This window comes from Calothrix sp. FACHB-168 (assembly GCF_963889195.1).
Classification (GTDB): domain Bacteria; phylum Cyanobacteriota; class Cyanobacteriia; order Cyanobacteriales; family Nostocaceae; genus Aulosira; species Aulosira anomala_A.
Genome location: NZ_CAWPNJ010000019.1, coordinates 313059 through 333998 on the forward strand (window position 1 = coordinate 313059; position 20940 = coordinate 333998).

Here is a 20940-nt window from a genome sequence, read left to right on the forward strand (position 1 = left end):
TTCAAGATTTCGGTTATCCTAATCTTTTTTCTCACTATTTTTGATTATATCATTACTCTGCCTTTGATTTTAACTCTTTTTGAGAAAAAACTTCTATCACTCGTTCTAGTTCCAAATCAGTCAAATAATCCACAGTCCAGTTACAGCAACGCTGTAGCATATGGAATGGGTAAGTATTCGCCACACCTACTACCTGCATTTGGGCGGCTTTTGCGGCTTGGATACCTGCGGGGGTATCTTCAATTGCGAGACACTCTTGTGGTTGCAGATTTAAGTCAGGATATTTTTGGTTAAAGCGTTCCACTGCTAACAGATAACCATCGGGTTTGGGTTTACTGGTAGTGATATCATCACCAGCGACTATTACAGAAAAATGTTCGGCTAGGTTAGCGCGTTCGAGTACTAAATCGATTTCCTTGCGAATTGCACCACTAACTAGCCCTATTTTGAGGTTGTGCGAGTCTCCTTTGGAGACGCTTCGCGATCGCACTTGAAATATCAAGTCGTCTAAACCGGAATACAAAGGCAATTTTTCTAATTTTTCTAGTTCGAGGATATAACTCTGCGCCTTGCGGTTGAGTAACTGAGTTAAATATTCTTCACTAACGACTCTACCACGATTGGCGAACAATTCTTGCAAACAAGCGCGATCGCTTCTTCCTAGAGACGCTTGACGCTCATGATTTCGTTGCGGTTGGAGATTTTCGGCAATCAAAATCTCATCGATTAATTTGAGGTGAATTCGCTCATCGTTGATGATAATACCATTAAAATCAAATAAAACTGCCTTTAAACTCATGTGCTTATGCCAAAAACAGGGGAACCTAAATCCTCCAAATCACCGTTATCTGTGGATTTTGATACGTACTGACGAACTTGTTTGTGAATAGTTACATCTTCTTTCGCCAAGGGTTTAACGCCGCTAGTTATCTGATGTATCCACCAGACATCCTGGGTTAGTAAGGTTGCAAATCCTGCTTGCTCCATACTTTTATCCAGATTGAAAGTAGCATACTCCCTCAGATATGGTTCTTCAATCGCATCATTGAGCCATTCTAGCTGACGCAGTGCCTTTTGATTCACATCTAAAAGTAATACTTGTCCTCCTGCAACTAGTAACCGAAAACATTCTTGCACAATTGCTGACGATACAGTCGTAGGGATTTCCCGAAATAGTAAACTAGCTGTGACTAAATCAAAAGCTGCATCACCGAAAGCTGTTTTTTCTGCATTACCATGTCGCCAAATTATGTCTAAACCTGCACTGGTGGCTTTATTATCGGCTATTACCAACATATAAGCAGATAAATCTAAGCCAATCACCTCCGCTTGCGGGAAAGCTTGTTTTAACATCAAGGTAGTAGAACCTGTACCGCAACCTAAATCGAGTATGCGCCTCGGTTTAACTTTAATTGCATCAATCAAAGCTTGACGTACTAGATATTCGTTAGGCGGCAGTAGGTATTGCATAATTGGATCGTAGGAAACTACTACCTTGGGATTGAGATAACCGCCCTCAATACCCCGGAATTTATGGTTACTGTAGTAAGTGGGGATGAGAACATCAGCACGTTGAAAGCGATTGCTTTGTTTGTCCCAGTCTATACTTAGGGCGTAACGTTCTAACCCGGCTTCATCAATCAAAAACTTGACAACAGGGGATAAAAAACGTTCCCAGAATAGATTTTGCGGAATCGCCATAAAATTAGGCTATTACTACCACAGTGATATTATTTACAAATTTTAATATATTTCTCAGCTATTTGCTTGCCCTGAGCGATCGCTCTTTCTTGATTGAGGATAGTTTTGATGCTTGAGTTGACATCTAGAAAATACGCATACTACAATTGTAGTATGCGGCATAAGGCTGCAAAAAACTGTAACCGCTTTTCTAAGTTTGGTAAAGCCAAGTAACAGCAGTCAAAAAAGTAAACTTATACAATGTATCGTGACTAATAAATCTAATTTTGTTTTACCTTTCCAATTACCAGCAAAAAATTGAAAATCGAGAAAAATTATGCCCTACGAAGAGTTAGAAATTACTGCACCAACACCAGTGCTATCTTGGGCGAATCATCCTTTAGGGACAGAAGAAACCAAGATGGCAAAGAATGTAGCATCATTGCCATTTGTATTTAAACATGTAGCATTGATGCCAGATGTGCATTTAGGTAAAGGTGCTTTAGTTGGTTCTGTATTAGCAACAAAAGAAGCCATTATTCCTGCTGCTGTGGGTGTGGATATTGGTTGCGGTATGGCTGCTATTAAACTGCCGTTTACTGGTGAAAAACTCGAAGGTAAACTCAAGAAAATTCGTCTAGATATTGAAGCAGCAATTCCTACTGGATTTAACGAGAATAAAGAGGTTGACAAATCTGTTACTAATTGGCAACATTGGAGTGATTTTAAAGATTTGCATCGCGGTGTACAAAACCTAGAAAATAAAGCGATGAAACAAATGGGTTCTCTGGGAGGGGGTAAAATATTGCCCCTTACTGTAGTAATGCAGTAATCAAAACTCGTCCAAATCGGTGAAGGCTGAGAAATAGTAAATCTTTTATATACTTCGGTCTTGATTTACGGTAATATAACAACAAAAAAATCGTAAAATAAGAAGTATAGAAATGAATACAAGGATATGTTCTAAATGTGGTAAAGCAAAGAAAATAGATGACTTTGAAAAACGCTCTGATAGCAAAGACGGTTATAGAAGATATTGTAGGTTGTGTAAAAAAGTTCAAACTGACCGAGCAATTCAGAAATGGATGTAAAAAAACAAATCTCAATATTGGAATATAAGATCAAAGTCTTTAAATAGTAGTGGTTCAAGACGAAAAGGTTTGGCTGGACAAATAATTAAATTGTCAGAGCCGTTAAAAGCAGAGGATTTAAAAGAATTATATGAAATAAATCCGTGCTGCTTTTATTGTCAAATTCAATTAAATAAAGAGCAAGTCGTATTTGACCACAAAACACCTTTAAGTCGCACCGGATTACACCACATAACTAACATATCTATAACTTGCCAAGACTGTAACCAATTAAAAGGTAAAAGAACAGATGATGAGTTCAGACAGTTTTTGCAGCATTACCTTAAGAGATTTACTTGCTAATACCGAGGGAAGCGGTAAAACGCCCCGTAGAGAGCAGAGGGACTTGAGCATCCTATTTACTTAGGATGAAGGTGTGCTCCGAACTATACCGAACAAGAAGGTATAGAATCAAGCAGAAATGACTTGATCGATTGCAATTTTCATCTCTGAACTAACCATTCAGTTGAGTGTTCGATGAAAGTGCTAGGCAGAAGTCGAAACAGTATTGAAATAAGACTGTGGAGATTAAATAAGCAAAGCAAGCAATCAGTAACAAATTGAACCATTTTATCGAGGTTTGCCTCGATACAGAGAACTACGTTTGGTTAATGCTACATTCTGGTTCCCGTAACATTGGTAATAATTTAGCTCAATGCCATATTAATACAGCTAAAGAATTAGCAAAAATGGCAGATAATAACTTACCCGATCCAGATTTAGCACATTTTGTCGCTGGTACGCCAGAATTTGAGGCTTACTGGAACGATTTACAATGGGCGCAAGAATATGCGCGTTTTAATCGTGATGTGATGATGGCGCGATTTAAGCGCATTATCGAAAAACATCTTGCAGGTGGTAAAGCAACTAAACCTTTATTAGAAGTAAATTGTCATCACAATTACGCCGAAAAAGAAGTACATTTTGGCGAAGATGTGTATGTTACTCGTAAAGGTGCAGTTCGCGCTCAAACAGAAGATTATGGGATTATTCCTGGTTCAATGGGAGCAAAATCTTTCATTGTTAAAGGTAAAGGTAATGCTCATAGTTTTTGTTCTTGTAGTCACGGTGCAGGACGTTTATTATCGAGAAATAAAGCCAAAAATGTCTATACCCTTGATGATTTAATTGAACAAACTAAAGGTGTAGAATGTCGTAAAGATGAAGGTGTATTAGATGAAATTCCTGGTGCTTACAAGCCGATAGAACAAGTAATGGCAAATCAAGCAGATTTGATTGAAGTTGTCGCCACACTCAAGCAAGTCTTGTGTGTTAAAGGGTGAAGCTTCCCCGGTCTGAAGACACCATTACGAGTTCGATTATGGACTCTTAAGAATCCCCCGACTTTTTGCTTAAACGAGCGTAAAGCCTTCGGCATAGCTTCGCTTAACGCGCAGCGTGTCGCTAGACAAGCGAGGTTTAAGCAGTCGGGGGAGTGTCAAGGGGATTTCTGAAGAGTCGATCAAAGAACTTTCTTAGGCTGACTTCAACAACCTGCTATACAAAACTTGGCTAAACTTATCTAAGCTTCGCCATTCAACTAAAGTTTTCTTTAGAGGGTCTGCTTCCTGCTTCCACCAAGGGAGTCGGCTCATTCTTGTCCACAGGCGTAAATTCGGCTCTAGCCGAGCCTATTTTGCGGTCTGTTCAATCTTTTTCTGAAGCTTTTAGCCATTGTTCAAAATTATTTTCCACCTATTTAAAGAATCTTGGTATCACCTTCGATCTTTTTAAAGGCTGGCTACTAATGAACGCGACTGTGGTTTACAAACCAGATATGAAGTTAGCCTTGGTTTTCGGCAATGATTCTAAAGTATCAGACAGTGAAAACGCTGTCAAGTTGTTCATGGTGACTAATTATAAGTAACTTTACAATACCTTTGCCAATTTACGAGGGTAATTTCATGTATTAACGTCCTTTCCTCTGGGGTTGGGGAAAAACAATAAACCCTAAAAATTCCTTCTGGATTTATCACAAGGCTTTTTTTGGCGTACTAACGCAATATCAAGGGTTTGAGTCTCTAACCTACTTTGTAAGCTCAAGGCTTATGTATTGGTTATTTTGCAATTTTTGCCAAAATTTTTTTACCCTCTTATTTTGGCTAAGGTATTGACTTTAGGAAAGTATTTGCCTATTTAGTCAAGCTCTACTGATACCAGGTGAAAAAATAAGCAGACTAGCGATCGCTCTCGGATAGTTGGAGATTTTCTACAATGATCTTCAAGTGGGGTTCAAACTGTTCTAAGTTGGTAAGGTCTTTGAATTCATTAGAGTCTAGGGCTTGATTGTAGCCTGTGATAATGAAGTTTAAATTACCATCAAATGCCAAATAGCTGACAGACTTCTCGCGAACCTGTCCAGAGGGATCGATACCCTTAAAGCCATATCTCAACCCAGGTAAACCACCAACTTTGACTTCCTCTGGTGGTAACAGCTGAACCTTGTAGCCTTTACCGAAGCCGATCGCGCGATCGCTTTCAATCGTTTTATAGTAATCTGCAATCACAGCTTTTAATGCTGTCAGCACCTTAGCTTTATCATTGGGGTTGCTATAAGTGATGAGTCCGGGAACTAACCCAAGTTTTGTAAATTCCCTTTGCAGAATAGGATGGCTGTCATAAGCCCAACGTTGGAATGTGACGCTGCCTACATAGGGTTTGTTTCGATACACGCAGAGGAAGGGATTTTGAGCATCGCAGGGGCTAATACTCCAGCCCGCAGGCGTAGAAGTTTTACCTAGTAAGTATATCCACGGATTGCCTAACTCTTTTTGCGTATCGTAAAGGGGAGTGCCATCGGTCGCTAACACTACATAGCGATACTGACGAAATGCATTTTCTAAATAAGGCTTGAGTTGATTTACATGATCCGCATTACGAGCCGTCACTTCAAAGTAACCCCCTTCCGGCACCCAAGCGATCCACCAACCTTGTTTGTGGTTGTCATAGCCTACGGTTTCCCAGAATTTTAATCTAGCTCTACGCTCATCTTCAGGATGAATGCTCTGGTTAACTTTGCGCCAAATCGGTTGTCCAGCATTGCGTAAAGCATCCTGTAACATTGGCAACGGGGCGGAAATCGGTGGACGCTTGAGATACCAACGATAGCGATCGCGCTCCGTCAACAGATACTGTGGATTACAGCCATCACCCTGAACCGAAACCAATCGCCCATCGGCAGTATAAACTTCGTAACTTGAACCATTGAGTTGCAAAGTATTTAGAACCTGTTGTTTCTCTAGTCCAGATAAGCGATCAAAAGCCGCAGTCAAAGTAATCCGGCGATCGCCAATGGTTGCCAACATCTTTTTGCCAAAAAACTGATTAGGATCGTTTTTCAGTTGGATGGCGCGTTGTTTCACTTGAGAGTTTACTTGTTCTAGCGGGCGACCAGACCCTGGACAGTAAGCCTGGACTGGATGAGAAGCCATCGTCACACAAGAAGCAATAATTATAGTTGGGAGAAAAGCTCGCAGTAAGTGCGATCGCGCTTGAAGTTTAAACATAATTTCCTAGTTAATAATTTAAACCACATCTATTGTGAAAACCATAGTTTTAAAAGTAGTGGGAGCATCTTGCTCCCTACTCTTCGTAGCGGGCTAGAGAGCCATCACTACTCCAGGTTTCAAAATGGACGAAGTTTAGTTGATGTTTAGGTTTGTCGATATAAGAGAAAAGCAAAAGTAATTTTGAGAATCACCTCACTTATAGGGCGATGATTCAATTTTGTCGGGAGCATCGCAAATGTGTAATTAAGGGCGGGGTCTTAATTTTGTCGTGATGGCGCTCTAGGAAGCTTCCTAGAGATTAGGGAGCAAGATGCTCCCACTCCTGTGCCCCCTGCCTTTCTTGGCTCAAACTGCTACTAACGGTGCAGCCAAGTCAGGTGTAATGCGACTTGCTAGTACTACACCAGCAGTGAGCTTTGTTCCAGCAGGTAGTACAGGCTCTAAGGTGGGACTGGTGGGATAACTGGAACCATTGAAGCGCAGACGACGATAAGCAGGTGTCAGTCCACCGCCAGCTGTGTAGACAATCAGATCGGGATAGCCGTTGATATTTTGATTGCTAATGATTACGGGTTGTTGGACTGTGGGAATCCGCGACATGAGGCGATAGCCGTTTACCGTTGATTGCAATACCAGCAAGGTACAGCCAGAAGTTCCGCAAACTTGGCTACCCAAGAGGTAAACCAAGATGATTCCTTTTGTCCCTGTGCCATCGAAATCCAAAGATTGGAACATATAGCGAATGCGATCGCGAAATCCCAAAGTCAATGCACTGCGAATTCCCGCTTCAATTTTCGGATCAATTTCCATAAACCAAGGGCGTGGGCGAATTTGAATAGTCACGCCATTCACCACCGGCAGGGGAATCGTAAAAGGATTGTATAAGCGAATTAAATCCTCACGTATCCAGCCTGTTTTTTGTCTGGCTTCTACCTGAAACCAGCGATAATCTTCAGCTAGAACAGGAGAACGACCCAGAATCCTCACCTTATCTTCGGATTGCAGAGTTTGAATGATCGTAGCTGTGCGATCGGGTGTTGCTCTCAAATTAATTGCACTACCAGGAACACGAGCTTGAGCCATACCATCGCGAATTGCACTCCAAGTTTTAGTCCCGACAATTCCATCCGCTAGCAGTTCAACTGCTCGTTGAAACTCAAGAACTCGTGTTTCCGTGTTTGCACCAAAAACACCATCTACAGTCAGTCCTGCACCCCGATAATTGAGTAAGGTTTGTATTGCCTTCACACCATTTCCCGTTGCGCCTCGTCTTAAAGTTGTATCTGCTACTACTTTGACAATTTCATTAACCATGAGAGTTCTCCTTTGCAAGTAAATAGATAGTGAATATATTTGTCAGCAATTACTTTTACAGCAGATTGCCAGTTGATAAGGTAGAAACGATCGTTGATTGTAGGGGCACTGGCACTGCCATGCCCTGAAGCGTGTAGCTCATTTTAGGACTTACGCACCGAACACAAAAACCCTCACAAGGGTGGTCAAAAGTCAAAAGTCAATGGTCAAAATTCAGGTTTTTGGACTATGGACTATTGACCATTGACAAAAAGCATGAAAAATATCTGAGACTGCGTAATTCCTCAATTTCTCTTTAATCTGGCTCTAAAGGTTAGCGATATTCGGTGACAATCCCACCTTTTTGTTCCCACGCTTGGCTAGAAGGATTCCAATAGGGAGCGCTACCCATAATTGTTTGTTGATTCTGGGCTATAAACTTCAGTTCATTGGCCATCATCTGCATAGAATGCCCGTTTAATTGCTGCTGGATCTGCTGAACCATTTGCTGCTCCTGTGGGGAAAGGGGCGCACCTACCTCAGCTCTTGTTAACAGTTGTTCCCAAGACTCCATTTTGTCCCAGTTCAGCATTAGGTTGGTTGTTCGCTGCATCTGTTCCACAAACTGGTTTCGATTTGCCTCTGACATCCGAGCGAAATCAGCAGCAATTCCTAAACGAGTTTTAGCCAGGGCGGCTTCGCTCATGGTAGGTGCTTTTCGTCCACTTTTGACTTCATTAATAAACACGTAGGCATCAATAAAAGCATCAGCAACTTCGGCACTAACAAACGGAACTTCCGCCAACAGAGGAGGATGCACCCGACGATAAGCCCGCAACATCAGAATGCTAATTTCGTCCTTCGCTTGTGCATTCTGTTCCAACCCGAGAAGAAAGGTAAGGGTATTGGCTCGCCGCGCTAGTTTGCGGGTTTTTTCGGGCATTTGCATGAGTTGATCGTAGGCTGGTAGCAACTGGCTGACAGTTTGCTGTAGCTTACCGCCATCAGCGTTCCAGTAACGTGCCATGATGCTGCCAAACTCCTGACGCTCTTGCGGTGTCATTTTGACATTCAGCGAGAACTCATTGATCGTGATTACTTTATCAATGACATCTTGAGTCAAAGTGATATTAGTCGCAACTCGTTCTGAACTATTGTCAAAGTCTTGAGCATAGGTTGCAGCCGGGAGTATAGTACCGGCTGCTATGCAAACACTCAGCAGCCCTGAAAAGCAATAGAATTTCCAAGTTAACCAATTGTGTCGCATGGTTTTCTACTTTTTAAGCTTTGCGCCAACGGCGAGAGAATTCGGTTAAAGTCGTGGTCGAAATCCGGTTTTGTAGCCAATCTAAGGCGGGGATTTGCTGGGGGTTGTCGATGGGATTGTAGGCGTCGAACATTTGCCACAAATAGCGGGGATCAACAATTTCTCTCAGTTTTGCCCAAGTGAGATTACCAACAATACCATCCGCCGTTAAGCGATGTTTGCGTTGGAATTGCATCACCGCCGCTTGGGTTTTGGCACCAAACTGACCATCAGTAACCAGGTTAGCTCCGGTTTTATTCAGCATTTGTTGTAGCTCAAATACGGCTGCACCATAGTTATTGAGCCGCAGCACTGGATCGGGAGAAACCACTTCATTTTCCCAACGTTGGGTAAACTCACGAAAAATGGGATAGGACAATTGAGTTTGTAACCAGTTAATCGCCTCTGTTTGATGTCTGTATTGATAAGGCTCGAAGTAGCGGCAAACTGATTTGAGATCAATGATGGATGTGGATTGTAAATTGACTTGAAAAGTGTCCATAGTTCGTTTCCTTTTGATTGAATAATTTATGTAGGTGTTTGTTCACCTCTTGTTGTTTATAGTTTCGCTAGTTTGACTGATTGAGTCGATAGATAAAATTCGTCTTCTTGAATGTGAAAAATTGATGAAATTAAGATAAAGTTCGTATTTACTTACTGATGTCACCAGAAAAGCCTGTTATACAAGGGTTCTAGCTAAACAAATCTAGATATATAATGCTCACCTTACCCAGCATTCAGAGATAGATAAAAGTGATGCAGATTTGTGGTTAATAGTCAATAGTAAAACTTCGTAAGTTTTTATGATAAATTCCTAAATATCAACCTCAAACTAGCGGTAAATGCCTCCAAAACCCTAGGCGATTATCTCCAACAGCACATTTTTCTAGAGTTTTGACAATCCCCGCACTTAGAGGGTAGCTATCTTTAATGCCTAATTTGCTGACTGACTTTAACTCGTATGGAATTGCAAAAAGCCCTGAAAATCGCTAAGGACAGTGTTTTTAGGAAAACTGGCAAACAACTAACTCCCGTAGAGATTGCTGTCATAGAAGGGACAATTCTGGGAAAAACATACGAGGAAATTGCGGCAGTAACGCGCTATTCTGCTGCTTATCTCAGTCGTACAGTCAGTCCTCACCTGTGGGAATTGCTTTCCCAAGCCTTGGGTCAATCTGTCGGTAAGAAAAATATTCGCCTGTGTCTGGAGCGCTTAGAAGCAGCACCGGAGGAGCCAAGGAACCTCTTACCCACAGAGAATGACAAAGTTAAACCGCCTGTGATTGTGCAGTCTACTCAAACCGACTGGGGCGAAGCAATCAATGTCTCAGCCTTTTACGGTCGCCATTTAGAGTTGGAGCGCTTAAGGCAGATAGTGGAAGAAGAACACTGTCGTTTAGTTGTTCTTTTGGGTTTAGGCGGGATTGGTAAGACAGCATTATCTGTGAAGTTGGCGCAGCAACTGGAGACTAAATTTGAGTTTGTAATTTGGCGATCGCTCCGTAACGCCCCCAGTTTAGAAAGTTTGTTAACTGATATCGTACCTTTTGTTTCCAATCAACAGGAAACAAAACCAGAATTGAGAAAACTGCTCAATTGTTTAAAGCAATCTCGCTGTTTAGTAATTCTCGATAACTTAGAAACTCTCCTAGATAGCCAACAAGTTGGACAATTTCAGCCGGAATTTGCCGAATATGGCGAGTTACTGCGCTTAGTGGGAGAAGTAGAACACCAAAGTTGTGTAGTGCTAACCAGTCGAGAAAAACCCGCGATCGCCGCTACCTTGGAAGGAATGGATATGGCCGTGCGATCGCTACGCCTCGACGGTGACAAAGAAGCAGCCCAGGCGATTTTACAGGCTAAGGGATTGGTAGGTACCCAAAAACAAAAGCAAGAGTTAGGCGATCGCTATGGTAATAGTCCCTTAGCACTCAAGATTATCGCTACCTCAATTACAGAATTGTTTGATGGCAGCATTGGTGATTTCTTGCAAGAAGATACATTAATTTTTAACGGCATTCGACGTTTATTAGATCAACAATTCCACAGGTTATCGATATTAGAAAAAAATGTTATGTATTGGCTGGCGATTAACCGCGAATGGACAAGCATCGCCGAGCTACAAGCCGATATCATCCCCGCAGTTGCCAAAGGAAAATTGCTGGAAACTCTAGAAGCACTTAGCTTTCGATGTTTGTTGGAACAACAGGGAACTCGCTTTACGCAACAGCCTGTAGTCATGGAATACATGACTGAACAAATCCTCGATCTATCCCAAAGCGAATTGAGTCAGTCTGCATTGAATTTTCTCACCACCCATGCATTATTAAAAGCAACCGCCAAAGACTATATCCGCGAAACTCAAAGAAGATTAATTGTTGAGCGATTGTGCGATCGCTTAGTTGACCAGTTTGGCAGTCCAACCACGCTGATTCAACATTTACAGCAACAATTCCACCCCTTGCGCCACTCCAGCCAACCAAGCTATGGCGCAGGAAATCTGATCAACTTATTGAGCCACCTCAAAACCGATTTCACAGCAAGTGACTTTTCTTTTTTAACAATTCGCCAAGCTGATTTACGCGATACCCCCCTGCAACAAGTCAACTTTGCCAACGCCAACTTTTCCAGCTGTGTCTTCGCCGATTCTGTGACCGACATCAATAACATGGTAGTCAGCCCCGATGGTGAAATTCTGGTGATGATGGGGCTGAATGGCACCTTATTCTTCTACCAGATGGCAACAGGACAATGGCTATATTCTTGGAGTGCCCATCAAAATTGGAGTTTTGGCGTGACTTTTGCCAAGGATGGGCAAACAATATTTACAAGTAGTTTCGATCAAACTATCAAACAGTGGGATCTAGCAACAAAGCAATGTCTCAAGACTTGGCAAACCAATAGTCCTATCTGGCAAATAGCACTGAGTCCAGATGGACAATGGCTGGCCAGTGGCCATGAAAACGGCACCATCCAACTGCGAAATATCAACACAGCAAACGATCCAATTTTGTTGAGCGTTCATACAGGTGCAATCCGAGATTTAGCCTTTCATCCCCACCGCAATTTGCTAGCTAGTGCCAGTAGCGATCGCACTGTCAAATTTTGGCAGATCCCGACAGGAGAGTGCGTAGGCACATTAGATGACCATTCTGAATCATTATGGGCGATTCGGTTTAATCCCCAAGGAACCTACCTAGCCAGTGTCTGCGCCGATAGCGGAGTCAAGGTGTGGGATGTGGAAACCGGTAAATGTCTTCGTACCTTGACCATTGATACAGTGCAGATGAATGGCATAGCTTTTAGTCCCAATGGTCAAATTCTCGCCTTCGCTTGTCAAGACCAAACCATTCGCCTGTGGAATATTGAATGCGATCGCCAAATCCGAATTTTGCAGGGACATCGGATGGGAGTTTGGGGACTAGCATTTAGCGCCGATGGTCAAATCCTGATCAGCAGTAGCGGCTCCGCTCAGGTAAAATTTTGGCAAGTAGACTCTGGACAGTGCTGGAAAACCTTTCAGGGAGAAATGCAAGGCTTGTGGGCAATTGCCTTCGATCCCAGCTATACCCAGATGGTGAGTAGTGGAGATGATGGTCGTATCCGGCTGTGGTCGTTGGCTACAGGGAAGTGCAGCCAAATCATGTCAGGGCATTTAACGCGCATTGTCGCTACTGACTATCATCCGCAGCAACCGTGGGTGGCGAGTGCGAGCTACGATGGATACGTCAAACTCTGGGATCTGCAACAGGGACGCTGCTTACAAACCTTCAAAGGACATACAAGCTGGGTGGTTGGGGTCGCATTTCACCCGACTCAACCTTGGTTAATTAGTTGTGGATATGACAATACCATTCGCTTTTGGTCGATAGAGACAGGACAAGCGATGCGTACCATCGATCTAGAACATGGAGGATATGTTTTTGCGATCGCTTTCCATCCCCAGGAACATTGGTTTGCCAGTAGTTCTGAAGATGGTATCGTGCGATTTTGGGACAGTTTGTCAGGCAATCTCAAGCGAGAACTACAGGGACATACCGCCCGCGTTTGGACTCTGGACTTTCATCCCCAAGGGCATCTACTAGCTAGCGGTGCCCATGATGGAACAGTGAAACTCTGGGATGTCGATTCTGGTGATTGTGTTGCCACCTGGGAAGGATTTGGCGTCGTCATGTCTGTCAGCTTTAGCCCTGATGGGCGATTGCTAGCAGCAAACAGCGATCATTTGATTCGGCTTTGGGATGTGGAGAAAAAGCAGACTCTGTTAACTTTAGAAGGTCACACAAATGTCATCTCTGCTGTGAAGTTTCTTGCCAATTTAACAATAGATGGCGGCTACACCCTAGTCAGTGCCAGCTACGATGAAACCATTCGCTTTTGGAACATTGAAACAGGTAATTGTTTGCAGATTCTCCGACCCGATCGCCTTTATGAAGGCATGAACATTGCCGGAGTCACTAATTTAAGCGAAGGGCAAAAAGCAGTTTTAAAACAGTTGGGTGCGAGGGAAAATAGTTTTTCAGATCAACAAGATTAATTTATTTACTTATTTACAGCAGAATTCGCTTAAAAATGAAAGTAATAAAGGCTACAAAATAATTTTAATAATTATCTAGAAAAATTAATATATTCATTTTGCCATATTTATCTAATTATATGTACGCAACCGGGCAGACTAAAACTCGCACATAGACTTATAATACACAGTAAATATCTTTTCTTTTATGTATTAGCATCTTTGCCTAAAACGAATATATTGAGGAAATCAGTCTAATTTCGCGCCAAAGCTCAAGATTTAGCAATTACTATAATACAGTCATTTGCCAAAAGATTGACTATAGTATATTGTCATTTTTCTGATAAAATTCATGAATAATTGCATATTTATAGCAATTTAATCTGCGGGGCTAATTTAGCAATCAAGAATAGCAATTTTTTCCACAATAGATAAGACTGAAGAATTAATAACTAAATTGATTTTATATTTATTTGGATAGATGAGATATACGAAAATTAATAGTAATTTATTATTAATACAACAAATTAATGATTATACCGATTCCATAGGTAAATAAGGCCAAACTATGTTGCATTGCCTGAGAGTGAGTTTGGTGCTACCTGAACCAGAAAAGGTATTAGCGATTGGCTAGTAAGAATTAATCATCGAAATACTGAGAGCATCTATGGCAAGTGAACAAGCTAAAGTTAACAACAATGGTGTTAGCAATATTATTTCGCCAAAGCAAAGTACAAACAAGCGATCGCATTTAGAGGAGACGCAATCATCTCAATCACTCCTAAATATAGCTTCATCAAATAAAAAGACCCAAATCACAGAAACCTTTCAAGATACACCCGATATTATCTGCTTATCTCATTTACGCTGGAATTTCGTCTATCAAAGGCCACAGCATCTTTTAAGCCGTTGCGCCCAAGGAAAACGAGTCTTCTTTATTGAAGAGCCAATTTTCTCTGACGATCCCGTGGGAAGGTTAGATATCAGCGAAGATTCTACTGGTGTAATCGTGGTTCTACCCCATCTCCCACAAGGTTTGAGCGCAGACAGAATCAACGCAGATTTACAAATCTTAATTGATGGGTTATTTGCCGCGCATAATATCCATAAATATATATGTTGGTATTACACACCAATGGCGATCGCTTTTACTCGCCACTTGCAACCCCAAGCAGTCATCTACGATTGCATGGATGAATTGTCTGCATTCAAAGGCGCATCACCTACCTTAAAGAATTACGAAGCCGAACTATTCAAAATTGCAGATCTCGTATTTACAGGCGGACAAAGCCTCTACGAAAGTAAAGCTAATCAACATCTCAACGTATATGCATTTCCTAGCAGCGTAGATGTTCCTCACTTTGCGCAAGCGAGAACAATTTCCGAACCAGCAGATCAAGCCCATATTCCCCATCCGCGCCTCGGATTTTTTGGCGTGGTTGACGAACGGATGGATATAGAATTGCTAGCTGGGATTGCTGAAGCCCGTCCAGATTGGCATTTAGTAATTATTGGCCCTGTGGTGAAAATCGATCCCGCAGCTTTACCACAGCACGAGAACATACATTATCTCGGTGGTAGAGATTATAAAGAACTACCAGCTTATTTAGCCGGGTGGGATTTAGCGATGTTACCATTTGCGCGTAATGAGTCAACACGCTTTATTAGCCCCACCAAAACACCAGAATATCTAGCAGCTGGTAGACCGGTAGTATCTACCTCAATTCGCGATGTGGTGCGTCCTTACGGCGAGTTGAATATGGTACGAATTGCAGACACAGTGGCTGATTTCGTCACGGCTGCTGAACAAGCAATGCGAGAAGACACCAGAAAATCAGAATGGTTGAGTCGAGTAGACGCCTTTCTAGAGAAGATTTCTTGGGATCGGACTTGGGCGTCGATGATGAAACTGATTGATTCTGCGATCGCAGCTCGCGATAGTGAAGATAAAGCCAACTCTAAAGGTGCAGCCAGTACCCAAGCACCAAATATCATTACTAGAGATTTTGTCTTTGATTACCTCATTGTCGGTGCTGGTTTTTCGGGTAGCGTCATTGCGGAACGTCTCGCCACTCAATCTGGTAAAAAAGTCCTGGTTGTAGATAAGCGCAATCACATTGGTGGTAATGCTTACGACCATTATGACGAGCATGGCGTTCTCGTACATAAATACGGCCCTCACATCTTCCACACCAACTCCCGCGAAGTCTTTGAATACCTCTCACGCTTTACTGCGTGGCGTTCTTACGAACATCGTGTTCTCGCTAGTGTAGATGGACAGCTAGTACCGATTCCCATCAACCTCGACACCATCAATAAGTTGTATGGGATGAGTCTCAATTCACTTGAGATACAAGATTTTTACAAATCCCTAGCTGAACCAATCGAACAAATCCGCACTAGTGAGGATGTAGTAGTTAGTAAAGTTGGTCGCGAACTGTATGAAAAGTTTTTCCGAGGCTATACCCGCAAACAATGGGGACTCGATCCATCAGAACTAGATAAATCAGTAATTGCCCGTATACCTACCCGTACCAACCGCGACAATCGATATTTTACAGATACTTATCAGGCAATGCCACTACACGGCTTTACCCGGATGTTTGAGAATATGCTCAATCATCCAAATATCAAGGTAATGCTGAACACAGATTACCGGGAGATTAATAAAGCAATTCCTTGTAGGGAAATGGTTTATACAGGCCCTGTAGATGAATTCTTTGATTATCGCTACGGTAAACTACCATACCGTTCCCTTGATTTTAAGCATGAGACACACAATACTGCTGTGTTTCAATCTGCACCTGTGATTAACTATCCCAATGAGCATCTTTATACCCGTGTGACGGAGTTTAAATATTTGACTGGTCAGGATCATAGTAAAACTAGCATTGTCTACGAGTTTCCTAAAGCTGAGGGCGATCCTTACTACCCTGTACCGCGTCCAGAAAACAACGAAATGTACAAGCAATATAAGGCGCTGTCTGATGCCGCATCAGGAGTATATTTTGTTGGGCGGTTGGCAACTTACAAGTATTACAACATGGATCAATGTGTTGCGCAGGCTCTGACTGTGTATAAGCAAATTGCGGTTAAGGCTTGAAAAGAGGCAAGGGGGTAGGGGCAAGCCCATTGGTGTCAACTTAAGCTAAAAATAGCCTCTGTACAAGCGTCATCCGCCTTGGAATGAATTCCAAGGCTAATAACTCAAGTCTACTGAAGTAGACTCAAGATTTTGAAGATATTTAGGAATCTGACGATGACTTTGGTTATTAGCAAGGAACTTCAGTTCCTTGCGGTAGATGGGTTTTGCGTTAAGTTGACACGTATGGGGCAAGCCCTTCCCCTCTGTCTGTTCGGTGAGGATTTTGAATCCAAAATCCAAAATCCAAAATCTAAAATTGGTATGGGTTGTAAATTATGGCTTCTGCTTTTCAATCGACACTTAACACTACGAAATCACAACTTCCTTTAGAAGTGTGGGCTGGTGTGGAGTGTACTGTTAATCGTGTGGGTGAAGAGTATTTCGATCAGTTAGAACGCAATGGTCATGCAACGCGCTTGGATGACCTAGATTTATTTGCTGAACTGGGGATACAGGCGATTCGCTATCCTGTGCTGTGGGAACGAATTGCGCCCAATGGTTTAGAGAATGCTGACTGGTCTTGGGCAGATGAACGATTAGAACGTTTGCGCGAACTCGGTATTCGTCCGATTGTGGGCTTAGTGCATCATGGTAGCGGCCCCCGTGATACGAGCTTGATAGACCCAGAATTTCCCAAGAAATTAGCGGTTTTTGCCCGTGCGGTGGCGAAACGCTATCCTTGGGTGACCCATTACACGCCGATAAACGAACCACTGACAACAGCTAGATTTAGTGGGATGTATGGACACTGGTATCCTCATGGTAGAGATACTTTAACTTTTGCCCGTGCTTTGTTGGGGGAATGTCGAGCGATCGCACTTTCGATGCAAGCTATCCGCGAAGTAAACCCCGATGCTAAACTAGTGCAAACGGAGGATTTGGGTAAGACTTACAGTACAGCAAAACTGGCTTATCAAGCAGAATTTGAAAATGAGCGCCGTTGGTTGAGTTTTGATTTATTATGGGGTCGGATTACTCCTACTCATCCGATGTGGGGTTACTTGCGCTACTGTGGTATCAGCGAGGCTGAACTGGAAGTATTTAACCAAAATCCCTGTCCGCCTGACATTATTGGCATTAACCACTACCTGACAAGCGATCGCTTTTTAGATGAAAATCTCGAAAATTATCCAGCTTGCAGCCGTGGCGGTAATGGGCGGGATAACTATGCAGATGTAGAAGCTGTAAGAGTTTGCGCTGAAGGTTTAGCAGGCCCGCGTACCTTGCTCAAAGAGACATGGGAACGCTATCAACTACCCATAGCCGTGACGGAAGTTCATCTCAGTTGCACCCGTGAAGAACAGTTGCGCTGGCTAAATGAAGTTTGGAACGCAGCCCAAGAACTACGAGAACAAGGTGTGGATGTTCGCGCTGTCACAGCTTGGGCACTTCTCGGCAGCTTTGATTGGAATAGTTTACTTACTCGCTGTGTTGGATATTACGAGTCAGGGGTATTCGATTTGCGATCGCTACGTCCCAGAAAAACTGCGATCGCTAAAATGGTACAAGATTTAGCCGCAGGACGTAAACCCAATCACCCCATACTTGAAACCCCAGGTTGGTGGCATCGTCCAACACGTTTGGTTTATCCAGCAGTTAGCTGTGGCAAAAACAAAGAGGAATTTGCTTCTCAACTTTCCCCTCGTCCTTTGGTAATTATTGGAGCTACAGGGACTCTGGGCAAGGCTTTTGCTCGGTTGTGCGAAGTCAGAGGTATATCCTATCGCCTGCTGACACGCCAAGATATGGATATTGCCAATCCAACTTCCGTTAATCAAGTCCTTGATGAATTACAACCTTGGGCAGTTGTCAACGCTGCGGGATATGTGCGAGTAGATGATGCCGAACGGGAACCCCATATTTGTTTAAAGGTAAACGCTGAAGGCCCCGCAGTTTTAGCAGCCGCTTGCGCCCAACATGACGTAGCATTGCTGACTTTCTCCTCAGATTTAGTATTTGATGGTGCTGTTTCTCATCCCTATGTGGAAACTGATAACGTTGCTCCTTTGAATGTCTATGGCTGTAGCAAAGTATTGGCAGAAAAGCTAGTATTGCAAGCTAATCCTGCATCTTTGGTGATTCGCACCAGTGCATTTTTCGGCCCCTGGGATGAGTACAACTTCGTCACCATCGCCTTACGTCAATTAGCAGCGGGGAATCCCTTTGTCGCCGCAGAAGATGCGATCGTCTCTCCCACATACATACCGGATCTCGTTCATACCAGCCTAGATTTGCTGATTGATGGCGAGAACGGTTTATGGCACTTAGCAAATAAAGGCGCTATTGCTTGGGCTGACTTGGCAAGATTAGCCGCCAAAAAAGCCGGTGTGAGTGTCAACAGTTTAATTTCTGTACCCACCCAAGAATTAGGTTTTATCGCTCCCCGTCCAGCCTACAGCGTTCTCGGTAGCAGTCGCGCTGAATTAATGCCACATCTTGATAGTGCCATTTGCCGCTACTTGGAAGAGAGAAGTTAACAATTCAAAATTCAAAATTAAAGACATTTTTAAATCCAATGCCCCATGCCCAATTACAAATACATTACATAAAACAAGCATTGTGTAAAGGTTTAGTGCCTATTTCCTTTGGTAGATTAAATTAACATAAAAGGAATCAAAATATAAGATACGGAATTAAAAAGTTAATTGTGAATTATTTACTTTATGCAAAATATTTATGGCAATATTCAAGGAATAAAAGCTAGCCAAATTAAACGATTACAGCAGCTTTACGAGCAAAGGGAACCGGGAGATAGATTTATTACGGCAGAGTTTGCTCAAACCTTAGCTAATTTAAGTACCGATATCCATCACCAAATTTGTTGTTATATAAATCGGCGCGGACAAGTTATTCGCGTTGCAGTTGGAACACCAAATCAGACGCAAATTCCACCTGATGAATTACCCCGGCGCAGTGCAGAACGTTTAAGCGGAATTCGTTGTATTACTACTCAAGTTAAATCTGAATCGCCTGATGTAGCAGCGTTGGTTGCAATGACAAATCAGCGTTTAGATGCTTTGGTAGTTTTAACAATAGTTAATGGTGAAATAGATGACGCTTTTTTAGCTTATCTTTTCCCCGATCCAGAAAATCCTTGGGTAATTTCGCCTCCTCTAACTTTGGATGATTTAACAGAACAAGAATTCGATATTTTAGTTGCGGAATGGGAAAAAGAAATTGCTGATGCTGGAGGAAGTGTATTTCTTTCTCAAGACATCATATCTGACCAAGATAGAGTTTTATTGGTTGGAGTACATACCGATGATGTATCTACCCAAAGGTTTGAAGATGGACTTGCGGAATTGGTGCGTTTAGTTGAAAGTGCTGGGGGAATTGTCCTCGATGTCATGCGACAAAAGCGCGATCGCCCCCATCCGCAAACTGTTGTTGGTAAAGGAAAGGTGGAAGAAGTCAAGCTTTTAGCCCAAAAAGTTGGTGCTAATTTGATTGTTTTCGACAGAGATATTTCTGCATCTCAAGCCCGCAATTTGGAACAAGAAATAGGTATAAGAGTTGTAGATCGTACAGAGGTAATTCTCGATATTTTCGCTCAACGGGCGCGGACTCAAGAGGGAAAATTACAAGTAGAATTGGCACAACTCGAATATATGTTACCTCGGCTACGCGGTCGCGGTCAGGAAATGTCTAGATTAGGTGCGGGAATTGGGACACGGGGGCCTGGGGAAACTAAGCTAGAGACGGAACGGCGAGTGATTCAACGACGAATTGCCCAACTACAAGAAGAAGTTAACCAATTACAAGCACATCGCGCCCGGATTCGACAACAACGACAAGAACAAGAAATTCCCGTTGTGGCATTAGTGGGTTATACGAATGCAGGTAAATCTACTTTATTGAATGTGTTAACTAATGCTGAAGTTTACACGGCAGATCAACTTTTCGCCACCCTCGATCCGACAACACGTAAGGTGGTAATTATTGAACCGGAAACAAAACAACGCCGCTCAATTTTGCTGACAGATACAGTCGGGTTTATTCACGAACTCCCACCACCGCTAATGGATGCTTTTCGCGCCACCTTAGAGGAAGTGATAGAGGCAGATGCTTTAATTCACGTTGTGGATTTATCTCATCCAGCTTGGGAAAACCATATTGTCAGCGTCGAGGAAATACTAGCCGAAATGCCGGAGATTCCCGAAAAGACTCTGATTGCTTTTAACAAAACCGATCGCGTCACCAAGGAAATTTTAGTAGCAGCGCAAGAAAGATACCCTGAATCTGTGTTTATATCAGCAACTCAGCACTTAGGTTTAGAGACATTAAAAAGGCGATCGCTCGAACTCATCGATGAACCTACAGAATCAATTACAATGCCGCAACATTCTTACTAATTAAAGGAA

General features: G+C 42.7%; 11 protein-coding genes and 2 pseudogenes. 7 read left to right on the forward strand and 6 right to left on the reverse strand.

Annotated features, from left to right (window positions below):
- Nucleotides 1–52 precede the first annotated feature (52 nt).
- Nucleotides 53–799 (reverse strand): HAD family hydrolase, encoded by a 747-nt coding sequence (locus AACW45_RS12455; protein ID WP_190628167.1) that lies wholly within the window; start codon nt 797–799, stop codon nt 53–55.
- Entirely contained in the window at nt 796–1701 is a 906-nt protein-coding gene (locus AACW45_RS12460; RefSeq protein ID WP_190628169.1) for a class I SAM-dependent methyltransferase, read from the reverse strand. Before AACW45_RS12460 ends, AACW45_RS12455 begins: the two co-directional genes overlap by 4 nt.
- Before the next feature lie 316 nt (nt 1702–2017).
- Between AACW45_RS12460 and AACW45_RS12465 the strand changes: the two are divergent.
- The 3 genes and pseudogenes from AACW45_RS12465 to AACW45_RS12470 all read left to right on the forward strand — a co-directional run.
- Nucleotides 2018–2479 (forward strand): annotated as a pseudogene (locus tag AACW45_RS12465) (RtcB family protein); the annotation flags it as partial.
- A 382-nt stretch (nt 2480–2861) separates the two neighbouring features.
- Nucleotides 2862–3113 (forward strand): HNH endonuclease, encoded by a 252-nt coding sequence (locus tag AACW45_RS38405; RefSeq protein WP_373462062.1) that lies wholly within the window; start codon nt 2862–2864, stop codon nt 3111–3113.
- Between the two features lie 260 nt (nt 3114–3373).
- Nucleotides 3374–4093 (forward strand): annotated as a pseudogene (locus AACW45_RS12470) (RtcB family protein); the annotation flags it as partial.
- A gap of 894 nt (nt 4094–4987) precedes the next feature.
- Here AACW45_RS12470 and AACW45_RS12475 read toward each other — a convergent pair.
- The 4 genes from AACW45_RS12475 to AACW45_RS12490 all read right to left on the reverse strand — a co-directional run bounded on the left by AACW45_RS12475 (nt 4988) and on the right by AACW45_RS12490 (nt 9420).
- Nucleotides 4988–6316 carry a hypothetical protein gene (locus tag AACW45_RS12475; RefSeq protein WP_190628173.1) on the reverse strand — a complete coding sequence of 443 codons (1329 nt, stop codon included), beginning with the start codon at nt 6314–6316 and terminating at the stop codon, nt 4988–4990.
- 348 nt (nt 6317–6664) lie between these two features.
- Nucleotides 6665–7633: a peptidoglycan-binding protein gene (locus AACW45_RS12480; protein WP_190628175.1), complete on the reverse strand. Its 969-nt coding sequence runs from the start codon at nt 7631–7633 to the stop codon at nt 6665–6667.
- 313 nt (nt 7634–7946) lie between these two features.
- Nucleotides 7947–8879 (reverse strand): hypothetical protein, encoded by a 933-nt coding sequence (locus AACW45_RS12485; protein ID WP_190628178.1) that lies wholly within the window; start codon nt 8877–8879, stop codon nt 7947–7949.
- A gap of 13 nt (nt 8880–8892) precedes the next feature.
- Nucleotides 8893–9420 (reverse strand): peptidoglycan-binding domain-containing protein, encoded by a 528-nt coding sequence (locus AACW45_RS12490; protein WP_190551482.1) that lies wholly within the window; start codon nt 9418–9420, stop codon nt 8893–8895.
- Between the two features lie 459 nt (nt 9421–9879).
- Between AACW45_RS12490 and AACW45_RS12495 the strand changes: the two genes are divergently transcribed.
- From AACW45_RS12495 to hflX, 4 genes are all read left to right on the forward strand, one after another.
- Nucleotides 9880–13455 carry an NB-ARC domain-containing protein gene (locus AACW45_RS12495; protein WP_190628180.1) on the forward strand — a complete coding sequence of 1192 codons (3576 nt, stop codon included), beginning with the start codon at nt 9880–9882 and terminating at the stop codon, nt 13453–13455.
- Between the two features lie 646 nt (nt 13456–14101).
- Nucleotides 14102–16537: a UDP-galactopyranose mutase gene (glf, locus tag AACW45_RS12500; RefSeq protein ID WP_190628182.1), complete on the forward strand. Its 2436-nt coding sequence runs from the start codon at nt 14102–14104 to the stop codon at nt 16535–16537.
- Between the two features lie 317 nt (nt 16538–16854).
- Nucleotides 16855–19056 carry a family 1 glycosylhydrolase gene (locus AACW45_RS12505; protein ID WP_190628184.1) on the forward strand — a complete coding sequence of 734 codons (2202 nt, stop codon included), beginning with the start codon at nt 16855–16857 and terminating at the stop codon, nt 19054–19056.
- 186 nt (nt 19057–19242) lie between these two features.
- Nucleotides 19243–20931 (forward strand): GTPase HflX, encoded by a 1689-nt coding sequence (gene hflX, locus AACW45_RS12510; RefSeq protein WP_190628186.1) that lies wholly within the window; start codon nt 19243–19245, stop codon nt 20929–20931.
- Nucleotides 20932–20940: the final 9 nt, after the last annotated feature.

What these genes read in the sequence shown, in the direction of transcription:
- AACW45_RS12505 (WP_190628184.1), top strand. Translation starts at nt 16,855, where the DNA reads ATGGCTTCTGCTTTTCAATCGACACTTAACACTACGAAATCACAACTT.
- AACW45_RS12485 (WP_190628178.1), bottom strand. Translation starts at nt 8,879, where the DNA reads ATGCGACACAATTGGTTAACTTGGAAATTCTATTGCTTTTCAGGGCTG.
- AACW45_RS12490 (WP_190551482.1), bottom strand. Translation starts at nt 9,420, where the DNA reads ATGGACACTTTTCAAGTCAATTTACAATCCACATCCATCATTGATCTC.
- AACW45_RS12480 (WP_190628175.1), bottom strand. Translation starts at nt 7,633, where the DNA reads ATGGTTAATGAAATTGTCAAAGTAGTAGCAGATACAACTTTAAGACGA.
- AACW45_RS12455 (WP_190628167.1), bottom strand. Translation starts at nt 799, where the DNA reads ATGAGTTTAAAGGCAGTTTTATTTGATTTTAATGGTATTATCATCAAC.
- AACW45_RS12495 (WP_190628180.1), top strand. Translation starts at nt 9,880, where the DNA reads ATGGAATTGCAAAAAGCCCTGAAAATCGCTAAGGACAGTGTTTTTAGG.
- AACW45_RS12460 (WP_190628169.1), bottom strand. Translation starts at nt 1,701, where the DNA reads ATGGCGATTCCGCAAAATCTATTCTGGGAACGTTTTTTATCCCCTGTT.
- glf (WP_190628182.1), top strand. Translation starts at nt 14,102, where the DNA reads ATGGCAAGTGAACAAGCTAAAGTTAACAACAATGGTGTTAGCAATATT.
- AACW45_RS12475 (WP_190628173.1), bottom strand. Translation starts at nt 6,316, where the DNA reads ATGTTTAAACTTCAAGCGCGATCGCACTTACTGCGAGCTTTTCTCCCA.
- hflX (WP_190628186.1), top strand. Translation starts at nt 19,243, where the DNA reads ATGCAAAATATTTATGGCAATATTCAAGGAATAAAAGCTAGCCAAATT.